This is a genomic window from Streptomyces sp. NPDC102467 (assembly GCF_044765445.1).
GTDB lineage: Bacteria > Actinomycetota > Actinomycetes > Streptomycetales > Streptomycetaceae > Streptomyces.
The window spans coordinates 321693-338501 of record NZ_JBIWKA010000002.1; the positions used below are offsets into that span (position 1 = coordinate 321693).

22 protein-coding genes are annotated in these 16809 nt (G+C 71.5%); 17 read left to right on the top strand and 5 right to left on the bottom strand.

Annotation, left to right across the window (positions count from 1 at the left end):
• Window positions 1–161 precede the first annotated feature (161 nt).
• From ACIREE_RS04615 to ACIREE_RS04665, 11 genes are all read left to right on the top strand, one after another.
• Window positions 162–485 (top strand): gas vesicle protein, encoded by a 324-nt coding sequence (locus tag ACIREE_RS04615; RefSeq protein ID WP_404146136.1) that lies wholly within the window; start codon window positions 162–164, stop codon window positions 483–485.
• Window positions 486–516: 31 nt separating this feature from the next.
• Window positions 517–1032 (top strand): gas vesicle structural protein GvpA, encoded by a 516-nt coding sequence (locus ACIREE_RS04620; protein ID WP_404146139.1) that lies wholly within the window; start codon window positions 517–519, stop codon window positions 1030–1032.
• Window positions 1033–1034: 2 nt separating this feature from the next.
• Window positions 1035–1790 (top strand): GvpL/GvpF family gas vesicle protein, encoded by a 756-nt coding sequence (locus tag ACIREE_RS04625; RefSeq protein WP_404146142.1) that lies wholly within the window; start codon window positions 1035–1037, stop codon window positions 1788–1790.
• 2 nt (window positions 1791–1792) lie between these two features.
• Window positions 1793–2047 (top strand): gas vesicle protein GvpG, encoded by a 255-nt coding sequence (locus ACIREE_RS04630; protein ID WP_404146145.1) that lies wholly within the window; start codon window positions 1793–1795, stop codon window positions 2045–2047.
• Between the two features lie 5 nt (window positions 2048–2052).
• Window positions 2053–2877 carry a histone protein gene (locus tag ACIREE_RS04635; RefSeq protein ID WP_404146148.1) on the top strand — a complete coding sequence of 275 codons (825 nt, stop codon included), beginning with the start codon at window positions 2053–2055 and terminating at the stop codon, window positions 2875–2877.
• A gap of 6 nt (window positions 2878–2883) precedes the next feature.
• Window positions 2884–3957 (top strand): SRPBCC family protein, encoded by a 1074-nt coding sequence (locus tag ACIREE_RS04640; protein WP_404146150.1) that lies wholly within the window; start codon window positions 2884–2886, stop codon window positions 3955–3957.
• A complete protein-coding gene (locus tag ACIREE_RS04645) occupies window positions 3954–4295 on the top strand; it encodes a gas vesicle protein (RefSeq protein WP_404146153.1) in 342 nt (113 codons plus the stop codon). The genes ACIREE_RS04640 and ACIREE_RS04645 overlap by 4 nt, the downstream gene beginning before the upstream one ends.
• The gene (locus ACIREE_RS04650) at window positions 4292–5125 is read left to right on the top strand and encodes a GvpL/GvpF family gas vesicle protein (RefSeq protein WP_404146156.1); all 834 of its coding nucleotides are present in this window, start codon (window positions 4292–4294) and stop codon (window positions 5123–5125) included. Before ACIREE_RS04645 ends, ACIREE_RS04650 begins: the two co-directional genes overlap by 4 nt.
• Window positions 5126–5127: 2 nt before the next feature.
• Window positions 5128–5355: a gas vesicle protein gene (locus tag ACIREE_RS04655; protein ID WP_356490759.1), complete on the top strand. Its 228-nt coding sequence runs from the start codon at window positions 5128–5130 to the stop codon at window positions 5353–5355.
• Window positions 5352–5630, top strand: a complete 279-nt coding sequence (locus ACIREE_RS04660) for a gas vesicle protein K (RefSeq protein ID WP_404146160.1) — start codon at window positions 5352–5354, stop codon at window positions 5628–5630. The genes ACIREE_RS04655 and ACIREE_RS04660 overlap by 4 nt, the downstream gene beginning before the upstream one ends.
• Before the next feature lie 135 nt (window positions 5631–5765).
• Window positions 5766–6239, top strand: a complete 474-nt coding sequence (locus tag ACIREE_RS04665) for an Asp23/Gls24 family envelope stress response protein (RefSeq protein ID WP_404146163.1) — start codon at window positions 5766–5768, stop codon at window positions 6237–6239.
• A gap of 59 nt (window positions 6240–6298) precedes the next feature.
• On the opposite strand, the gene ACIREE_RS04670 is transcribed toward ACIREE_RS04665, so the two are convergent.
• Window positions 6299–7096, bottom strand: a complete 798-nt coding sequence (locus tag ACIREE_RS04670) for a SigB/SigF/SigG family RNA polymerase sigma factor (protein WP_404146166.1) — start codon at window positions 7094–7096, stop codon at window positions 6299–6301.
• Between the two features lie 227 nt (window positions 7097–7323).
• Here ACIREE_RS04670 and ACIREE_RS04675 point away from each other — a divergent pair, with 227 nt between their 5' ends.
• From ACIREE_RS04675 to ACIREE_RS04690, 4 genes are all read left to right on the top strand, one after another.
• The gene (locus ACIREE_RS04675) at window positions 7324–8127 is read left to right on the top strand and encodes an alpha/beta fold hydrolase (RefSeq protein ID WP_404146825.1); all 804 of its coding nucleotides are present in this window, start codon (window positions 7324–7326) and stop codon (window positions 8125–8127) included.
• On the top strand, window positions 8127–9467 hold the full coding sequence (locus ACIREE_RS04680; RefSeq protein WP_404146170.1) for a PP2C family protein-serine/threonine phosphatase: 1341 nt from the start codon (window positions 8127–8129) through the stop codon (window positions 9465–9467). Before ACIREE_RS04675 ends, ACIREE_RS04680 begins: the two co-directional genes overlap by 1 nt.
• Entirely contained in the window at window positions 9464–9814 is a 351-nt protein-coding gene (locus ACIREE_RS04685; RefSeq protein WP_404146173.1) for an STAS domain-containing protein, read from the top strand. Before ACIREE_RS04680 ends, ACIREE_RS04685 begins: the two co-directional genes overlap by 4 nt.
• A 401-nt stretch (window positions 9815–10215) precedes the next feature.
• A complete protein-coding gene (locus tag ACIREE_RS04690; protein WP_363193526.1) occupies window positions 10216–10389 on the top strand; it encodes a CsbD family protein in 174 nt (57 codons plus the stop codon).
• A 74-nt stretch (window positions 10390–10463) separates the two neighbouring features.
• On the opposite strand, the gene ACIREE_RS04695 is transcribed toward ACIREE_RS04690, so the two are convergent.
• The 3 genes from ACIREE_RS04695 to ACIREE_RS04705 are packed head-to-tail and all read right to left on the bottom strand — an operon-like array spanning window position 10464 to window position 12819.
• Complete coding sequence (locus ACIREE_RS04695) at window positions 10464–10718, bottom strand: DUF6332 family protein (RefSeq protein ID WP_404146176.1); 255 nt, start codon at window positions 10716–10718, stop codon at window positions 10464–10466.
• Window positions 10719–10763: 45 nt separating this feature from the next.
• Complete coding sequence (locus tag ACIREE_RS04700; RefSeq protein WP_404146179.1) at window positions 10764–11504, bottom strand: hypothetical protein; 741 nt, start codon at window positions 11502–11504, stop codon at window positions 10764–10766.
• Between the two features lie 28 nt (window positions 11505–11532).
• Window positions 11533–12819: a hypothetical protein gene (locus ACIREE_RS04705; RefSeq protein ID WP_404146181.1), complete on the bottom strand. Its 1287-nt coding sequence runs from the start codon at window positions 12817–12819 to the stop codon at window positions 11533–11535.
• 249 nt (window positions 12820–13068) lie between these two features.
• On the opposite strand from ACIREE_RS04705, the gene ACIREE_RS04710 reads away from it, so the two are divergent.
• Both ACIREE_RS04710 and ACIREE_RS04715 read left to right on the top strand, forming a co-directional pair.
• On the top strand, window positions 13069–14505 hold the full coding sequence (locus tag ACIREE_RS04710; RefSeq protein ID WP_404146184.1) for a hypothetical protein: 1437 nt from the start codon (window positions 13069–13071) through the stop codon (window positions 14503–14505).
• A 35-nt stretch (window positions 14506–14540) separates the two neighbouring features.
• Entirely contained in the window at window positions 14541–15986 is a 1446-nt protein-coding gene (locus ACIREE_RS04715; RefSeq protein WP_404146186.1) for a hypothetical protein, read from the top strand.
• A 7-nt stretch (window positions 15987–15993) separates the two neighbouring features.
• Here ACIREE_RS04715 and ACIREE_RS04720 read toward each other — a convergent pair whose 3' ends face one another.
• The gene (locus ACIREE_RS04720) at window positions 15994–16734 is read right to left on the bottom strand and encodes a lysophospholipid acyltransferase family protein (RefSeq protein WP_404146189.1); all 741 of its coding nucleotides are present in this window, start codon (window positions 16732–16734) and stop codon (window positions 15994–15996) included.
• Between the last annotated feature and the right edge of the window lie 75 nt (window positions 16735–16809).

Consider the following 16809-nt stretch of genomic DNA (forward strand, 5'->3'; position numbering starts at 1 on the left):
CCCTGCTCCTCTCGGTCGTACCGTCCCGACGGGCTCGGCCGCCTTGGGCAGTCTCACACCATGCCGCGCGGCTCGCCTGCGCAGCAGCGCCGCCCGCTGGGCCGCTACCCCACCGGCTCTCCCAAGATGCGGCGAGGCCGACCTTGACAAGACTTGGTGGCATGGCAGACCAACGTTCAGCTCGGGCCGGCGGCTCCTCGACAGCGACACGGAGGAGATCCGCGCCCAAGAAGGGGCCCGAACATGCCGCCCGTGCCGCCTGCCAGAGCCTCGAAGGGCTGATCGGCCACCGCACCGAAGGCGTTTCGGCAGTGCGGCGCGGCGACGACGGCGGCTGGTGTGTCGTCGTCGACGTCCTCGAAGTGGCCCGCATCCCGGACACGACGAGCCTGCTCGCCTCCTACGAGGTGCTGCTCGACCGGGACGGCGAACTCCTGGAGTACCGACGGCTCCGCCGGTATCGGCGGGGCGCCGCCGACGAGTGACCCACTCCGTACGACAAGGGGAAGGACCCTGATGACGACCACGACCTACGCCGACGAGATCGCTCCCTGCCCTCCGCGCGCCGGCACGCTCTACGACGTGCTGGAACTCATCCTCGACCGGGGCATGGTGATCGACGTCTTCGTGCGGGTCTCCCTGGTCGGCATCGAGATCCTCAAGATCGACGCACGCATAGTCGTGGCGAGTGTGGACACCTACCTCCGCTTCGCGGAGGCGTGCAACCGCCTCGACCTCGAACGGGATTCGGGCAGCACCACCGTTCCCGAACTCCTCAGTGGCGGCGCCGCCAAGAAGATCGGCAAGCGCAAGGTGCGTTCGGCTGCGGAGTCCGTCGGTGACACCGTGCGCAAGGTGGTGGGCGGGGACGGCCGCTCGGACGGTCAGGACGACCCAGACGACCCGGACGACAACGAGGGCTACGACGACGCCGACGACGGGGACGAGGAGCAGTACGAGCCCCCCAAGAGGCGCCGCGCTCCTGCCCGCAGCAGCAGCGGCGCGAGCCGGCGGCGCAGGGCGGAGGCATGAGCATGGCGGTCGACGCACTGTACGTCTACGCGATCGTCCGGGCGGGGACTCCGCTGCCCGAGGAGGCCGTAGGGGTGGGCAGTCCACCCGCCGAACTGCGCACGGTCGGCGCGGGCCCGGTGACGGCGGTCGTGAGCGCCGCTCCTGCGAAGTTGCGCGCCCGGCGCCGCGATCTGATGGCGCATCAGAACCTGCTGACGGGACTCGCGGAGGCGGGGCCTGTCCTGCCGATGCGTTTCGGCGCGGTGGCGCCGGACGAGGGCACGCTGCAGGCCCAGTTGGCCGCCGCGCAGGCGCACCACCTCGCCACGCTGGAGCGGCTCGCCGGGCAGGTCGAGATCAACGTCAAGGCCATGCCCGCCCGCGACGCGCTGGCCGCCCTGGTCACCGGTGAGGCGACCATACGGCGGCTGCGCGACGAGGCTCGCCGACGCCCCGGTTACGAGGCCAACGTGCGGCTGGGCCAGGCCGTCGCCGCCGCCCTGTCCCGCCGGGCGACCGAGGCCGGTCAGCAGGCCCTGCGCGGTCTCGCCTCGATGGCCCGCGCGACGGCGACCGGCCCCGACGTGCAGGGCTGCGCGCTCAACGTGTCGTTCCTCGTGGCCCGTGCGGACACCGACCGTTTCCGCGCCACCGCCGAGCAGTTCGCCGCCGCGCACCAGGAACACGTCGACCTCCACGTCGCCGGGCCGCTCCCCTGCTACAGCTTCGTCGGCACCCGCGCCCCGGCCCTGCCCCTCGCGGTCGGCGGGGGCTGACGATGGGCTTGATCACCGGAGTGCTGCTTCTCCCCCTCGCCCCGGCACGTGGCGTGGTGTGGGTCGCGGAACGGCTCCAGGACGCCGCCGAGCGCGAGCTCTACGACCCGGGCGTGGTGCGCGCGCAACTCGCCGCACTCAACCAGGACCTGGACGAGGGGCACATCACCCTGGCCGAGTTCGAAGCGGATGAGGAGCGGCTGCTCGACCGGCTGTATGCCGCGGGGACCGGCCCGACGCCGACAAACAGAAGGTGACAGGCATGGACGACCAGAGCAAAGTAGCGCTCGCGGCAGCCGTCGTGGGCGGATACGTACTGGGTCGGACCAAGAAGGGCCGACTGGCTCTGAGCGTCGCGACCTACCTGGCGGGGCGGCGGTTCGCACTCGAACCCCGCCAGCTGGCAGCCCAAGGGATGCGCAAGCTCGGCGAGATGCCGCAATTCGCGCAGTTGCAGGACCAGGTCAGGGGCGAGGTGCTCGGCGCCGGCCGCCAGGCCATGACCGCTGCCGCCCAACGCGGCATGAACACGCTGGCGGACGCCATCGGCGACCGCACCGCCCGGCTCACCTCGGCATCGGAGCCGGGATACGGAGACGAAGCCGAGTACGAAGACGAAGGAGAAGTCGGCTACGAGGACGAGGAGGACGTGGACGGCGACTCCGAGGACGAGGAATACGAGGACGAGCCGGAAGAGGCTGAAGAGGAAGAGGAGGAAGCCCCTGCGCCGCCGCGTCCCCGGCGCGGCAGGGCGCCCGCCCCGCCTGCCAAGAAGGCCCAGCAGGCCCCCTCGGCCACGTCGTCGTCCGGAAAGTCGGCGTCTGCGAAGAGAACGGCATCTCCGGCCAAGAAGGCGCCCGCGGGCAAGAAGGCGACCCCCGCCAAGAAGTCGGCCCCGGCGCAGAAGACGGCCGCGAAGAAGTCGGCGCCGGCCAAGAAGACAGCTGCGAAGAAGACGGCCCCGGCCAAGAAGTCGGCCCCCGCCAAGAAGTCGGCACCGCAGAAGTCGACGGCCAAGAAGTCTGCCGCCAAGAAGTCGGCGTCAGCGAAGCGGACCGCGCCCAAGCGCGCCGATCGGCGGAGGTAGCCAGTCATGGCAAGGAACGACAGGGACGAGTCCGAGGCTTCCGAGGAGTCGGGGGTCGGGCGGCTCAAAGAAGAGCTGTCGAAGTTCGCCGGCGCTCAGGTCCAGCACTTGGCCGACAAGGCGGGCGACAAACTCACCGACCTGACGGGCAAGTTGAGCGACGCGGCGGAGAACAGCGGCTCGTTGGCGTCCATCGGCTCGCGGGTGCTCCAAGGCGAGTCGCCGGTGAAGGCGTTCGTCTCGGACAAGGCCAAGGGCGCCAAGGACGCGGTCGTGGACAAGGCGAAGGAGGCCTTCGGTGGTGGCGGCGGCAAAGGCAAGGGCAAGGCCGGTGACAGCAAAGTCATGAACATCATCGAGGTCCTCGATGTGGGTGTGCCGCTGCGTACGGCCTACGACGCCTGGACGCAGTACGACCAGTTCAGCGATTTCACCAAGGGCGTTCGCTCCGTCTCGAAGGGCGACGAGACGGAGAGCGACTGGAAGGTCAAGGTCGGGCCGTCCTCGCGCAGTTTCAAGGCCACGGTCCAGGAGCAGATCCCGGACGACCGCATCGTGTGGAACTCCGAGGGCGCCAAGGGCAGCACGCGCGGCGCCGTCAGCTTCCACGAACTGGCCCCGAACCTGACGCGGATCGTTCTGGTCGTCGAGTACTACCCGTCCGGATTCTTCGAGAAGACGGGCAACCTCTGGCGCGCCCAGGGCCGCCGCATGCGGCTGGACTTCAAGCATTTCCAGCGGTACGTCACGCTCACCGACGAAGAACCGGAGGGCTGGCGCGGCGAGATCCGGGACGGCGAGGTCGTCCTGTCTCATGAGGACGCCGTCGAGCAGGAGGAGCAGGAGGGGCAGGAGGATCAGGAAGGGGCGGAGGACGAGTGGGACGGGGACTACGACAACGCAGCCGACCCGGCCGACTCCGACGACGAAGAGGCCGAGGACGGCGAAGAAGAGCCTGACGAAGAAGAAGGCGAAGAAGAGGGCGAGGAAGAGGACACGGACGAGGACGCGGACGAGCAGGAGGAGCCGCCTCCTGCCAGGCGTCCGGCCCGTAAGCGCCGAGCGGGGGCGTCACGGTGACCGACCTCGACTTCAGGCCGCAGGGACAGCAGGTGGCCGGTCCCACGAGCACCAACCTGGCCGACATCCTCGAACGGGTGCTGGACAAGGGGATCGTCATCGCGGGGGACATCAAGATCGACCTCCTCGACATCGAACTGCTCACCATCCGGCTCCGCCTCTTCGTCGCCTCCGTCGACACCGCGAAGAAGGCGGGCATCGACTGGTGGGAGACCGACCCGGCACTGAGTTCACGGGCGTCGCGCAGCGCGCTTCAGGACGAGAATCGCGAGCTGCGCGAGCGTCTTGAGGCGCTGGAGGCGGACGCTGACGGCAAAGAGGAGGCCGGGCAGTCGTGAAGCACCCCGCCCCCGCCGCGCACGCACAGACGCAGGCACCCGCACCGGACGCGACCGCCACGTACGTCTTCGCCGTGTGTCGCGGTACTCGTGCCATCAACACGGCCGACCTCACCGGTCTGCCGGGCATGCCCGGCGGCGGACAGGTCCGGCTGCTCGCCTCCGGAACGCTGACAGCCGTCGTCCAGACCGTGCCGGCCGCCGACTTCACCGACGAGGTCTGGCAACTGCGGCTGTCGGACCGGCAGGAGATCGAGCGGTACGCGCGCGCTCACCACGAGGCGGTGTCCGCGGCGGCCGCCCGTGGCCCGGCCGTTCCCCTGCCCCTCGCCACCCTGTACCTCGACGACGAGCGGGCCCGCGGTGTCCTCGGCGACGAGGCGGCCCGCTTCCACGGCGCCCTGAAGCGCATCGCGCACCACACGGAGTGGGGCGTGAAGGTGTACCGGCCCCCGGCTCCGCCGGAGCCTGCGGTCTCCGCCGCGGCGGCCCGCCCGGGTCCGCCGGCGCCGGGTGCCGGTCTCGCCTACCTGAACCGCAAGCGCGGCGTCCACGACCGGCGGGAGCGGAGCCGGGAAGAAGCGCTGCAGGTCGCGGAGTCCGTGGACGCGGAGCTGCGCGACCTCGCCGCCGAATCCCGGCGGCTCCGTACACACGGTGCGGCTCTGACAGGTGAGCAGCGGGTGCACGTACTCAATGCCACCTATCTGGTCGCCGCGGACCGGGCGGACGAACTCCGGCGGGCGGTCGGTTCCTTGAGGGAGCGCACGGGTGCGCAGATCGAGCTGTCCGGCCCGTGGGTGCCCTACTCCTTTGTCGGCGGGGTGTAGTGGTGGAGCGAGAAGTGGTGCCCTGGGACAGTCCTGAGCCCTTGAGCGGTCCGTTGGGTGTGCCCCTCGTCGACCTGTTGGACCGGGTGCTGGCGACCGGTGTGGTGGTCAGCGGCGACCTGGTCATCGCCATCGCCGATGTGCCCCTCGTCCGCCTGTCGCTGCACGCGCTGCTGTCCTCGGTGAACGAGCGTGTGCCCGCGCCCTGGGCGGACGGGGGGCCGCTGTGACGGGCTCCCGCGTCGACCTCGACTCCGAGAAGATGGGGCGCGACCTGGTGGCCCTGGTCCTGACGGTGGTCGAGCTGCTGCGGCAGTTGATGGAGCGGCAGGCGATCCGCCGGGTCGAGCAGGGCGGCCTCGACGGCAAGCAGGTCGAAGAGATCGGCACCACCCTCATGCTGCTCGACCAGCGCATGCAGGAACTCTGCGAGCAGCACGGAGTGAATCCGGAGGATCTCAATCTGGATCTCGGGCCGCTCGGCTCGCTCCTCCCCCGCGACTGAGAACCCCGTATCCGGCGGGCGCGGCCGCGCTCGTGTCACTCGAATGGCAGATCACGACCATGGGGCGCAGAGTGAGTGAGGGGACCTCACGGGCGGGCGCCCCCGTCCGTGCCGGCAATTCACTGTGAGGCGGCCATGTCCGACATCGGACTCGGAAGCGGCAGCACGACGACACGTAACGCGGAACAGAGCGGGACGCCCGGCACGCGCGGCACCACCACCATCGCCGACGGTGTCGTGGCCACCATCGCCGGGATAGCGATCCGGGACACGGACGGCGTCCATTCGGTCGGCAGAGGCGCGTCGAAGGCGCTGGGCGCGGTCACCGGCCGCAGGTCCGGCTCCTCGGGCGCAGGACGCCCGGTCAAGGTGGATGCGGACGAGAAGCAGGTCTCGATCGCCGTCGACGTCGAGGTCGAGTACGGAGTGCTGATCCACGAACTCGCCGATCAGATCCGTACGCACGTCACCGACGCGGTCGAGACGATGACCGGGCTCGATGTGACGGAGATCGACATCAATGTCTTCGACGTCCATGTCCCGGACGATGACGATGACGACGGCGGTACCGACGCCGGCGGCGGTGCCGGCGGGTCCCGCCTGCGGTGAGCGTCGCTCCGCCCGGCCGCCCCTGCGGTCGGGCGGAGTCGTCGGTGAGGTCGGGCGGGTCAGGCGGCCTGCCGCTGGTCCTCGGGCGCCCTGTTGGCGTGGTCCCGTACCTGCGCGCAGCTACGGGTGATGAGGCGGGAGACGTGCATCTGGGAGATGCCGACCTTCTCGGCGATCCCGGCCTGGGTCATGTCCTCGAAGTAGCGCAGGTAGAGGATGGCGCGTTCCCGTTCGGGCAGCGCCCTGAGTCCTTCCTTGGCGGCTTCCCGGTCGGCGATGACGTCGTACCCGGTCTCGGTGTGCCCCAGGGTGTCGGCGAGGCTGAGGCCGTCCGCGGCGGTGCCGACCTCCGCATCCAGCGACAGAGAGTTGTAGCTCTCCAGCGCCTCCATCCCGTCCCGTACCTCGTCCGGGGTCAGCCCGGCCCGCGCGGCTATCTCCTCCATGCCCGCCTCGCCGTCGTGACCGGGCTCGTCCATGACGTCGCGGCGCGCGGCGCGGACCTTGTTGCGCAGGTCCTGGACCCGGCGCGGGACCCGCACGTCCCAGGTGTGGTCACGGAAGTGGCGGCGCAGCTCCCCGGTGACGGTCGGCACCGCGTACGACTCGAAGGCGCCCCGCTCCGGGTCGTAACGGTCGATGGCCTTGACGAGGCCCATGGCGGCGACCTGCTTGAGATCGTCCAGGTTCTCGCCCCTGTTGCGGAACTTCGTGGCGAGGCGGTGGGCCATGGGCAGCCACGCCTCCACCAACTCCTGGCACAGGAGGTCGCGTTCGGGTCCGTCGGGAGCGGCGGCGAGGCGGTGGAACGCCTCTGCGGTCTCGGGCGCGTCATCGTGCACTCGGCGGGTGGCCATCAGGAGGTCCTCCTATCGCTGCTTCCGGCAAAAGTGACCGTGAGAAGCGACGGGACCGCATCGAGGCACAGTGCTCCCCACAGCTGCGCCTGTGGTCCCAAGCACTGACACCCGCTTGCCCTGCGGCCCCGGTGACAAACAGTGCTCACGGGCCACGCATGGTGGCGGCCGGCCTGCGCCGGGACCTGGCGACACACGTTCCTCGTGAGGCTGGGATCATGGTGTTCATGGACATCCTCCGCAGGAACAACGTCACGGTGACAGGGAACCCGCAGGGGCGTGCGGTCGTGCTGGCCCACGGCTTCGGCTGTGACCAGAACATGTGGCGGCTGACGGTGCCCGCGCTGGAGCGGGACCACCGTGTGGTGCTGTTCGATTACGTGGGCGCGGGCCGTTCCGACCTGTCCGCGTTCTCGGCCGAGCGCTACGACTCTCTGGACGGCTACGCCCAGGACGTGGTGGAGGTGTGCGACCGGCTCGACCTGCGCGACGCGGTGTTCGTGGGCCATTCGGTCAGCTCGATGATCGGTGTGCTCGCCGCCCGGCAGGTGCCCGAGCGCATCGGGTCCCTGGTGATGATCGCCCCGTCCCCGCGGTACATCGACGACGAGGGTTACCGCGGCGGGTTCAGCCAGGAGGACATCGAGGAGCTCCTCGAGTCCCTGGAGGCGAACTATCTGGGCTGGTCGGCGACGATGGCGCCGGTGATCATGGGCAACCCGGAGCGGCCCGATCTGGGCGACGAGCTCAAGAACAGTTTCTGCGCCACCGACCCCGACATGGCACGGGTCTTCGCACGGACCACGTTCCTCTCGGACACCCGCGACACGTTGCAGGGCATACGGGTGCCGACGCTGATCCTGGACTGTACGCAGGACGCCATCGCTCCCCGCGAAGTCGGCGCCTACGTGCACGGCGCGATTCCCGGTTCGACGCTGGTGACGCTCGACGCGACCGGACACTGCCCGCACCTGTCCGCGCCGGAGGCCACCAACGCGGCGATCACCGAGTTCCTGGCAGGTCTGCGGTGATGAGCTGCACCGGTCCGGGGCCCGATGAGACCGACGGCGGCACGGCCTCGGCCGCGTCGTTCGCCGCGCTCCTGGAGGACAGCACCGAGGACCTGTACGACAACGCGCCCTGCGGGTACCTGTCCACGCTGATGGACGGCACCGTCGTGAAACTCAACGACACCCTGTTGAACTGGCTGGGGCTCGAACGGGAGGCGGTGGTGGGCGAGTTGCGGTTCACGGACCTGCTGCCCGTGGGCGATCGGCTGTACCACGAGACACACTTCGCGCCGCTGCTGCGCATGCAGGGCGAGATCAGCGGGGTCGCCCTCGAACTCAAGCAGGCCGACGGCGGCCGGCTGCCGGTTCTGGTCTCGGCCACGGTCAAGTACGGCAGCACCGGCACGCCCCTGCTGACCCGTATCACCGTCTTCGAAGCCGCCGACCGCCGCTCCTACGAGACGGAGCTGCTGCGCAGCCGCCGGGCCGCAGAGGAGTCCGCGCGGCAGGCCCGCGCCGACCGGACCCGCCTGCAGCAGGCGCTGGCCGTGCTGCAGCAGTCGTTGCTGCCCGCGGCCCTGCCCGTCGTCCCCGGGGTGGAGACGGCCACCTATTACCACGCCGCTTCCCCGGACCGGCTCGGCGGCGACTTCTACGACGTCTTCCCGCTGGACGGCAAGAGCTTCGGCTTCTTCCTCGGGGACGTCTGCGGCAAGGGGCCCGAGGCGGCCGCGGTCACCTCACTGACCCGGTACACGCTGCGGGCCGCCGCCCTGCACGACCCCGACCCCGTGGCCGCTCTGACCACCCTCAACCACGTCCTGAACGAGCGGTATTCGGGCGACGATCCGCGCTTTTGCACCGCCATCTTCGGCGTCCTGGAACCCGAGGCGGACACCGGGCGCGTCACCGTCCGGATCGCCTCCGGCGGCCACCCGCCGGCCCTCGTCCTGCGCACCGGCGGCACGGCCGGCTTCCTGCACACCCCCGGCGGTTTTCTCGTCGGCGCGCTGCCCGACGCCCGCTTCACCACCGCCACCACCACCCTCGCCCCCGGCGACACCCTCCTCCTCTACACCGACGGTGTCATCGAGGCCCGCACCGGCCCCGACCGCTCGTCCCTCTTCGGGGACGAGGCGCTGCGCGCCTTCACCGCCGAGCACGCCGGCACGTCCGCCACCACCGTCATCGCCGCGCTGGCCGACCTGCTGAGTGGGCTGGGTGAGGGCCTCGACGACGACACCGCCCTGCTCGCGCTGGGTGTCCCCGCGTCCGGGACGACCTCCGACACGCCTTCCGATACGACTTCCGCTACGACATTCGGTACGACTTCCGCTACGACGACGAAGAGCACGCCATGACGCCGCTGAAGATCATTGCCGAAGACTGCGCGACCGGGACGGTCCTGAAACTCGTCGGCGGCCTCGACCACGACACCGCCCCCGAGCTGCGTGACGCACTCCCCACCATCGCTCTCGAACCCGGCCGGCTCCTGATCCTGGACCTCGCGGCGATGCCCTTCTGCGACTCCAGCGGCATCAGCGCCCTGCTCGCCGCCCGTAACCACGCCCACTCCGTCGGCGCCGACATCGCCCTCGCCGCGGTCCCCGCCAACACCCTGCGCATCCTGCGCATCGTCGGCCTGGACCAGATCTTCGCCCTCCATCCGGACACCGTGACCGCGTCCCGTCCCCGCGAAGTCGGCTGACGCACGCGAAGAAGGGGTGGGCCCCGCCGTCCCAGGCAGGGCCCACCCCTTTGGCACGTACACCACCGCCCGTGGTGCCGCGCCGCTCATCGGAAGAGATCAGACGGTGCGCATCACCATCGGTACCAACGGCCCTTGCGGCCACCGCTCGCGGCGGGCCGGACCACGAAGCCGAGCAGCCACGTTATCGACCTCCTGGCAACCATGTGCTCCTGACCCGCGCTCACAAACACACAAGCGGTGCGTTACTTTCACGAGTCGAAGGGAATGCGGACGCCCGCCTCGCACCCGGCGTGCGACCGGCATGCGATCCGATCGCCATACCGATGTTTGCCCCGCGCCTGAGCGGCCAGGCGAATACCCAGGACATGATGTCGATGCCAAGGGAGCGTGAGCGGACCATGACCGCCAACGAGAAGGCCAAGGCGAAGACCGAGCAGGTCAAGGGCGCCGCGAAGGAAGCCGCCGGACGCACCGTCGGCAATGAGCGTCTCACCGCCGAAGGCCGTGCCGAGCAGATGAAGGGTGACGCACGTCAGGCCAAGGAGAAGACCAAGGACATCGGCAAGCACTGATCTCGCGCACCACACCACACCACACCACACCACGATGTAGGGGCGGCCTCTTTGAGGGGCCGCCCCTACATCGCTCACCGCCCCAGTCGCCGTTGTGCGTCGAATCGAAGCAGCACCCGCACGACACGCCATACCGCGGCGACCGCGGCAAGCACCGCTCCCGCCACCAGGAAGCCCTTCCGCAGCGGTGCGGAGACGCCGACCAGGAGGGCGGGCACCAGGACCACGCCGAACACGAGCGCGGCCAGCGCTCCGGCCGTCACCAGCGCGAACATGATCTCCACCGTCATCGCGTCTTTCTCTCCGCGCGATTCCCGCCCCTGGTCCATGCCGCAAGTCGTATCAAGAAAGCGCCGGTTCTGTGGTCTCCGTGGTCAGAAGTACCGCGTGAACGGAGTCGGATCGACGGCGAACAATCCGTGGAAAGGGCTGTCCAGTTGGTAGATGAGGAGCACGGTGAAGGTGATGAGGCCGGACAGGCCCATCACCATCACGACGTGCGTGAAGCTGCGTTGAACACCGAACATGAACATGAAGGCGATGGTGAGTACGCCGCCGACGATCAGGCCGAACCAGATCGCCGGTGACAACCGCTCCGCGGAGTCGGCCTCGCGGCCGCGCCGTGCCTCGTCCAGGGTGCTCAGCTGCCCCAACGTCTCCTGGCCCGTGGCCTGTTGGGCCGGTGTGGCGTCCGCAGGGACCTGACTCGTCGCACGCACCTCGTCCAGCAGACGCCAGCCGGCCGGGCCCAGCGGGGCGCGCTCGGCCATGGCGGGCCACTCCGTGTCCGTGACGTGCCGGATGTACGTGTCGATCTCGCCGCGCATCCGGTCGGCCTGCGCGGCGGGGAGGCCCGCGGCGAGCAGATGGATCTGGTGCGCGGCACTGGCCTCGGCGGCGACGTGGTCCTCGGCGCCGGAGTGGGTGTCCCAGACCGACACCAGGGCGAGGCCGAGGACGAGGGCGTACAGGACACCGACCATCATGGAGATGTACTCGGCGACGTCCTCGCGGGGCTCTTCGTCGGGACCCAGTGGCCAGAAGCGGTGTTTGAGCAGGACGACCGCTCCGGCGAGCAGGGCGACGCCCAGGACGACGGCGAGGCTTTCGATCATCGGCGGGTCCCGTTTCGTGGTGGCACGGTCAGAGTCTGCGGGAGCCGAACACGGCGGCCGCGATGGCTGCGGGCAGCAGGATCAGGAAGAGCGCCGCCAGGATGCCCAGGCTCGTGGGGGTGTGGTCCGCCCGGACGAAGCGCCTGAGCAGCGTGTGCTGCGACCGGGCCTCCTTCGGTACCGCCGCAGGAGGTACCGACGATGCCGCCGCGGTCGGCGGGACCACTGCCGGAGCCCGGCCCTTCGCCTTCCCCGGAGGTACGGCCGGGGCGGGTGGCGCGACGCCGGGAGCCGCACCCTCGGGCGCGGCGGGGCCGGGCGGCGCGACGCCGGGGGCCGCGCCGCCCGGCACCGCGACGCCCGGGACCCCGATACCCGGTACCGCCGCGTTGCCCGGTGCCGCGATGCCCGGCGGAGGCGGCGCCGGGGGGAAGAACGCCGCGGCGAAGGGAGGCACGGCGGCCGGTCGTTCGACGCGCGGCGGCCGCTGCTGGTGGGCAACGGGCGACAGCGGCCGATGCGTCACGGGAGAGAGGGGTGCGGGGGCGCGCAGCGTGAAGTGCGCCGAGGCCCGTGCGGTGAGGAGCGGGGGCGCCACCGGCCCGCCGTGCGGATCGAGGGTGCGGAGCAGGTCGCTGCCGTCGGCCCGCCCCCGGCTGACGTACGTGCCCGGGGTGCGCCGCACCTCGGCGGTGCACGCCGCTCGCGCCCCGGCGGGGAGGTGGGCGACGACCGGCTGCCCGCCCGCGCAGGCGATCCGGTCCGGCGCCAGCACGGGGTCCGTGACCCGGACGCCGTGGACGGGCCGGTTGCCGTTGTTGACCAGGAGGTAGCGGACCAGCGCCCGGTCGGGGCCGATCACGCGCGCCGACTCCGTCAGGGCCAGGGCGGCGCCGACCCCGGCGTATCCGGACCGCGCGCTCGCCTGCACGGAGGCGCGCACCAGGTGCAGTTGTCCGACGGCCCTGACCTCGCCGATCCAGGCACCGGGGCGCGCGGTTCCGGTGGCCGTGCAGCGCGCCGAGTGCAGGCCGGTCAGCAACGGCAGCCGGTCCCGCCCACCGGGGCAGTGGATCGCGGCGCCCGGCATCGCGGGGTCGCGCACCCGGACCTCGTGCAGATCGGCGCCGCTGTGGTTGACGAGACGGTACGACTTGACGACGGCGGCGCCGGTCCGGATGCCGGGGTGCAGGGCGCCCAGGCCCGGTCGGGTGTTCACCGTGACCTCGAGGGTGAGTCCGTGCGGCCCTGCGCCGTCGGCGACGGAGGGCCCGGCGGCCGACCAGCACCCCGTGGCCAGGAGAAGGCCGACCAACAACCACCGTGCCGATCGTGCCGGTCGCGTCGCCCTCGGGCCTTCTCGTCCGATGATCACACCGGAATGCTGTGCACGGACCGGCCCTCGCGGTCGCACCCGGCGCGCGTACACGCTCGGTGATTCACCCGAGCGGCCGCAACGGCTCTGCCGACCGGCGCGGCGGCGGTTCTACTGCTGGGAGTGACAGGTCCGGCGTCGTGCGTCCCCGCGCGGTGCGGCCGGGACACCAGGGATGAGGTGGCGGGGATGACAGCCGGGACAGCCGATGCCGTCGGCGAGCGGACGCCCGTACCGCAGACACCGTCGGCGCAGCAGGCACTGGCACCGCAACAGCCGGTCAGGACCGATGCCCAGCTGCTGATCGCGGCCTCGGTGCTGCTCGCGGACGCGGCGATCGCGGCACGAAGGACCGGCGCCGAACTGACCGCGGCAGGCGGCAGCTGGCGGGTCGGCCTGCAGGCACTGCGGCGCCCCGGCTGGGCCTTCGGCACCGCGCTGTCGGCGGCCCGCGCGATGACGAACCCCGCCGGGCTCGGCATCGCCGCCAACGGCGGCCTGGTCGGGGAGACCGTCCGGTCCCTGGGTGCGGCGACGCGTCGGCGGCCCGCCTGTGTGGCGATGGCCGTGGACGCCTTCGCGCTGCGCATCGAGGCCGCCGCCCGTGAACATCCGAACCTCGCGGCCCCGCTCGCCAAGCGGCTCACGGACGCCGTGGTCGCCGGCCGCAGGATCGAAGTGGTGCGCGCCGCGCGGGAGTTGGTGGATCTGCTCGGCGTCACCCGCACCCTGACCACGTTCAGCCCCGTGATCATGGAGCTGCTCGCGCTGGCCGGGCTGCTCGACGAGAACCCGACCAACGACAGCTTCGCCTGGGTCACCCTGGCCGGCGGCGTGCCCACCACCGACCCGCTGCTCGGCCTGCCCGCGGCCCTGATCCGGCACCTCAACCCGGGCGCGGGGCGCGCCGAGCGCTGCGAGGCCGACGCGATGCTGACCCGCGTGCTGGCCCGCTCCGGCAACGACATCGTCCGCTACATCGACGACATCTCCGCCCTGGGCAACCACGGGCTCGCCCTGTTGCGGAGCATCTCCTGCGCGGACGGCACGCTGCGGCACGTCCTGCTGCTGCCGGGCACCAGTTTCGGACGGCTGAGCAACAGCACCCCGCAGGACCTCGTCGGCGCGTTCGACGCGCTGCTGCGCACCGACACCACGTACAGCCGGTCCGCGAAGCAGATGCTGCTGCGCGCCGGTGTGCCCGAGGGCGCGGAGCTGATGATCGTCGGTCACAGCCTCGGCGGCATCACCGCCATGAACCTGGCGTGCGACCTCGACTTCGTGTCCACGTACCGGCTGACCCATGTGGTCACCGTCGGCTCCCCCATCGACACCAAACGGCCCGCCGACCCCACCACCCGGGTCATCAGCCTCGTCAACCAGCACGACGTCATCCCGGGCCTCGACGGGCGCGGGCCGGCCTCGGCGAACGACATCCCCGACAGCTGGATCGAGCTCTCCTGGCTTGACGAGACGTACGACTACCCGCTCTCCCACGCCCCGCAGGCGTACGCCGACACCCTGCGCAGCGGCGACGTCCCGCACCGAGCCCGCGTCAACGAGCTCATCACCCGCTACGACGGCGAGATCGTCGGCAACCAGCCCTATCTGCTGCGCGACAAGTGACGCCGCCAGCCAGCAACCTCCGAGGGAGACCGGCGATGAACGCCCCTGACACCACGACCGCTCCGCGCCGCCCCGCGACGGCCTGGCCCCTGGAGAACGCGCTGATCAGCGCCGCGCTGGCGGCCCAGCGTGTTTCCTGGATCGACGCGCCGGCCCGCGCCTTCGGCCTCACACCGTTCACCCGGCAGAGCCTGACCCGGCAGGTCCTGGCGCAGCTGCGCCGCACCGCGTCCGGCCGGCCGACCCGGCTGCGCACCGCGTTCGGCACCTTCCTGATGCCGTTGACCGCCGACGACGCGACGAGCCTGGTCGGTGTCGCCGACGAGGCCGGCGCCCGGGGCACCGTCACCGCCCTCACCGCCGAGGGCCGCCGGCTGCGGCTGACCCCGCACACGGCGATGCCCGTCATTCCCGGCGCGGTACGTGACCGCGTGCGGGCGGCCGCCGACGAGGAGGCCGCGGAGATCTACGCCGCGCGCCGCACCGACGACAGCCTCGCCCGCGCCGACTGGTGCGCGCTCGCCACCCGCCTCGCGCGGCGGATCGTCCTCGGGGACGGCGCCGCCGACGACAGTCTCGTCAGCGCCATCCTCGAAGCCGCCGCGCGGGCCGAGGACAGCACCGAGTACGCCGCCCGCGCCGCCGCACTGCGCCGCCGCCTCGACCCGTACGTCCATGCCGACTCCCCCGACGGACTCGTCGCCGCCGACGTCGCCGCCGACGCCAGGGACGCCGTCGTCGAGCACGCGCTGGAGACCGTCACCCGGGCCCTCACCGACACGGCGGCCCAGGCGCTGGCGCTGGTGACGGTGCAGCCGCTGATGCCCGCCACCGACCGCACCGAGCGGGCCGTGCACGAGGCCCTGCGCCGCTACCCGCCGCTGGCCGCCACGGTGCACGAGGTCCACGCCCCCTTCGCATGGGACGACCTGGCCGTGGAGGCGGGCACCGAGATCCTGTGCGCGACCGCCTGGCTGCGCGACCTCGACGAGGCACAGGGCCATGACAGCCACGACCCGTCCGCGGCGCTGTGCGCGGCGCCCGCACCGTGCGCCGCGGCCGAACTCGGCGTCCTCGCCGCCACCGAACTGGTCCGCGCCCTCACCCGGCTCGCCGAGCCGGTCGTTCTGGCCCCGCGGCTGACCGCCGACTCGCTGCCGGCCGAGTTGCCCGTCGCGTCCCTGCGCATCGCCCTCGCGGACGCCGAGCACGGGCCGCGCGACACCGACACACGGCCCGTGGCCGACGGCTACCTGCCGCCCGCCGTCGGGCAGAGCCCCGCCCATTACGCCACGTTCGCCGCGGCCGGTGCCCGCAGCCTGGAGGAGCACGCCAGGAAACTCGCCGACTGCGCACGGCAGTCCGGCTGGAACCACGACGCGTTCGGCGAGCAGTGCCGGATGACGCTGCTCGCCCACGCCAAGCGCTGTGCCCGCGCGGCCTCGGACGCCCGCCGGGCCGCCGACTGGCTGGCCAACTGAGCTTGTCCTACCAGAACGGGCTCGTCCGGCGGCGCCGGTCCCGGTCGACCATGCCCTGGACGGTGATCCAGACCTCGTCGCACAGTCGCCGCGCCGCGGCCGAGCGGGCGGTGAAGGTCTCGGCGCGGGCCGGGGCGGGGACCGGTTCGCCGATGCTGATCCGCCACTTCGCCGGCAGCGGCAGCAGCGTCGTGAGGGGGAAGTACGGGAGGTCGAACCGGCGGGCCAGCGCCCGGATCTCACCGAGCTTCGGGTACGTCTCCTCGGCGCCCACGATCGACACGGGTACCACCGGCACACCGGTCTGCACCGCGGTGGCCGCGAAGCCGGGGCTGAAGGGCCGCATCCGGTAGCGCTGCGAGAACGGCTTCCCGACCCCGTCGAGTCCCTCGGGGAACACGGCGACGAGATGCCCGGCCTCCAGCCGCTCCCGGCCCAGGGTCGGATCATCGGTGAAAGCGTCGTGCCGACGGGCGTACGAGGCGAGGGGCGGGCACCGGAAGACCAGCGCCGAGGCATAGAGGTGCACCGGGCGGCTCAACTCCCGGTGCAGGAGCTTGTGCAGGACGAAGGCGTCGAGCCCCCACGCGCCGGAGTGGTTGGCGACCACGAGCGCGGGCCCGGTCCGCGGCACGTTCTCCAGGCCCGCCACCTCTACGCGGAAGTATTCGTCGGCCAACCAGCCCAGCAGGCCGTCCAGCAGATCGGTGCCGACTTCGTCCAGCGGTCTCGCGTTCGCTTGTGTCACGAGATCCCACTTTCAGCTGAAAATGAGCCACCGCAAGCCTAAAGATGCCATTGAGGTGGTCTCTCTCACTAGCGC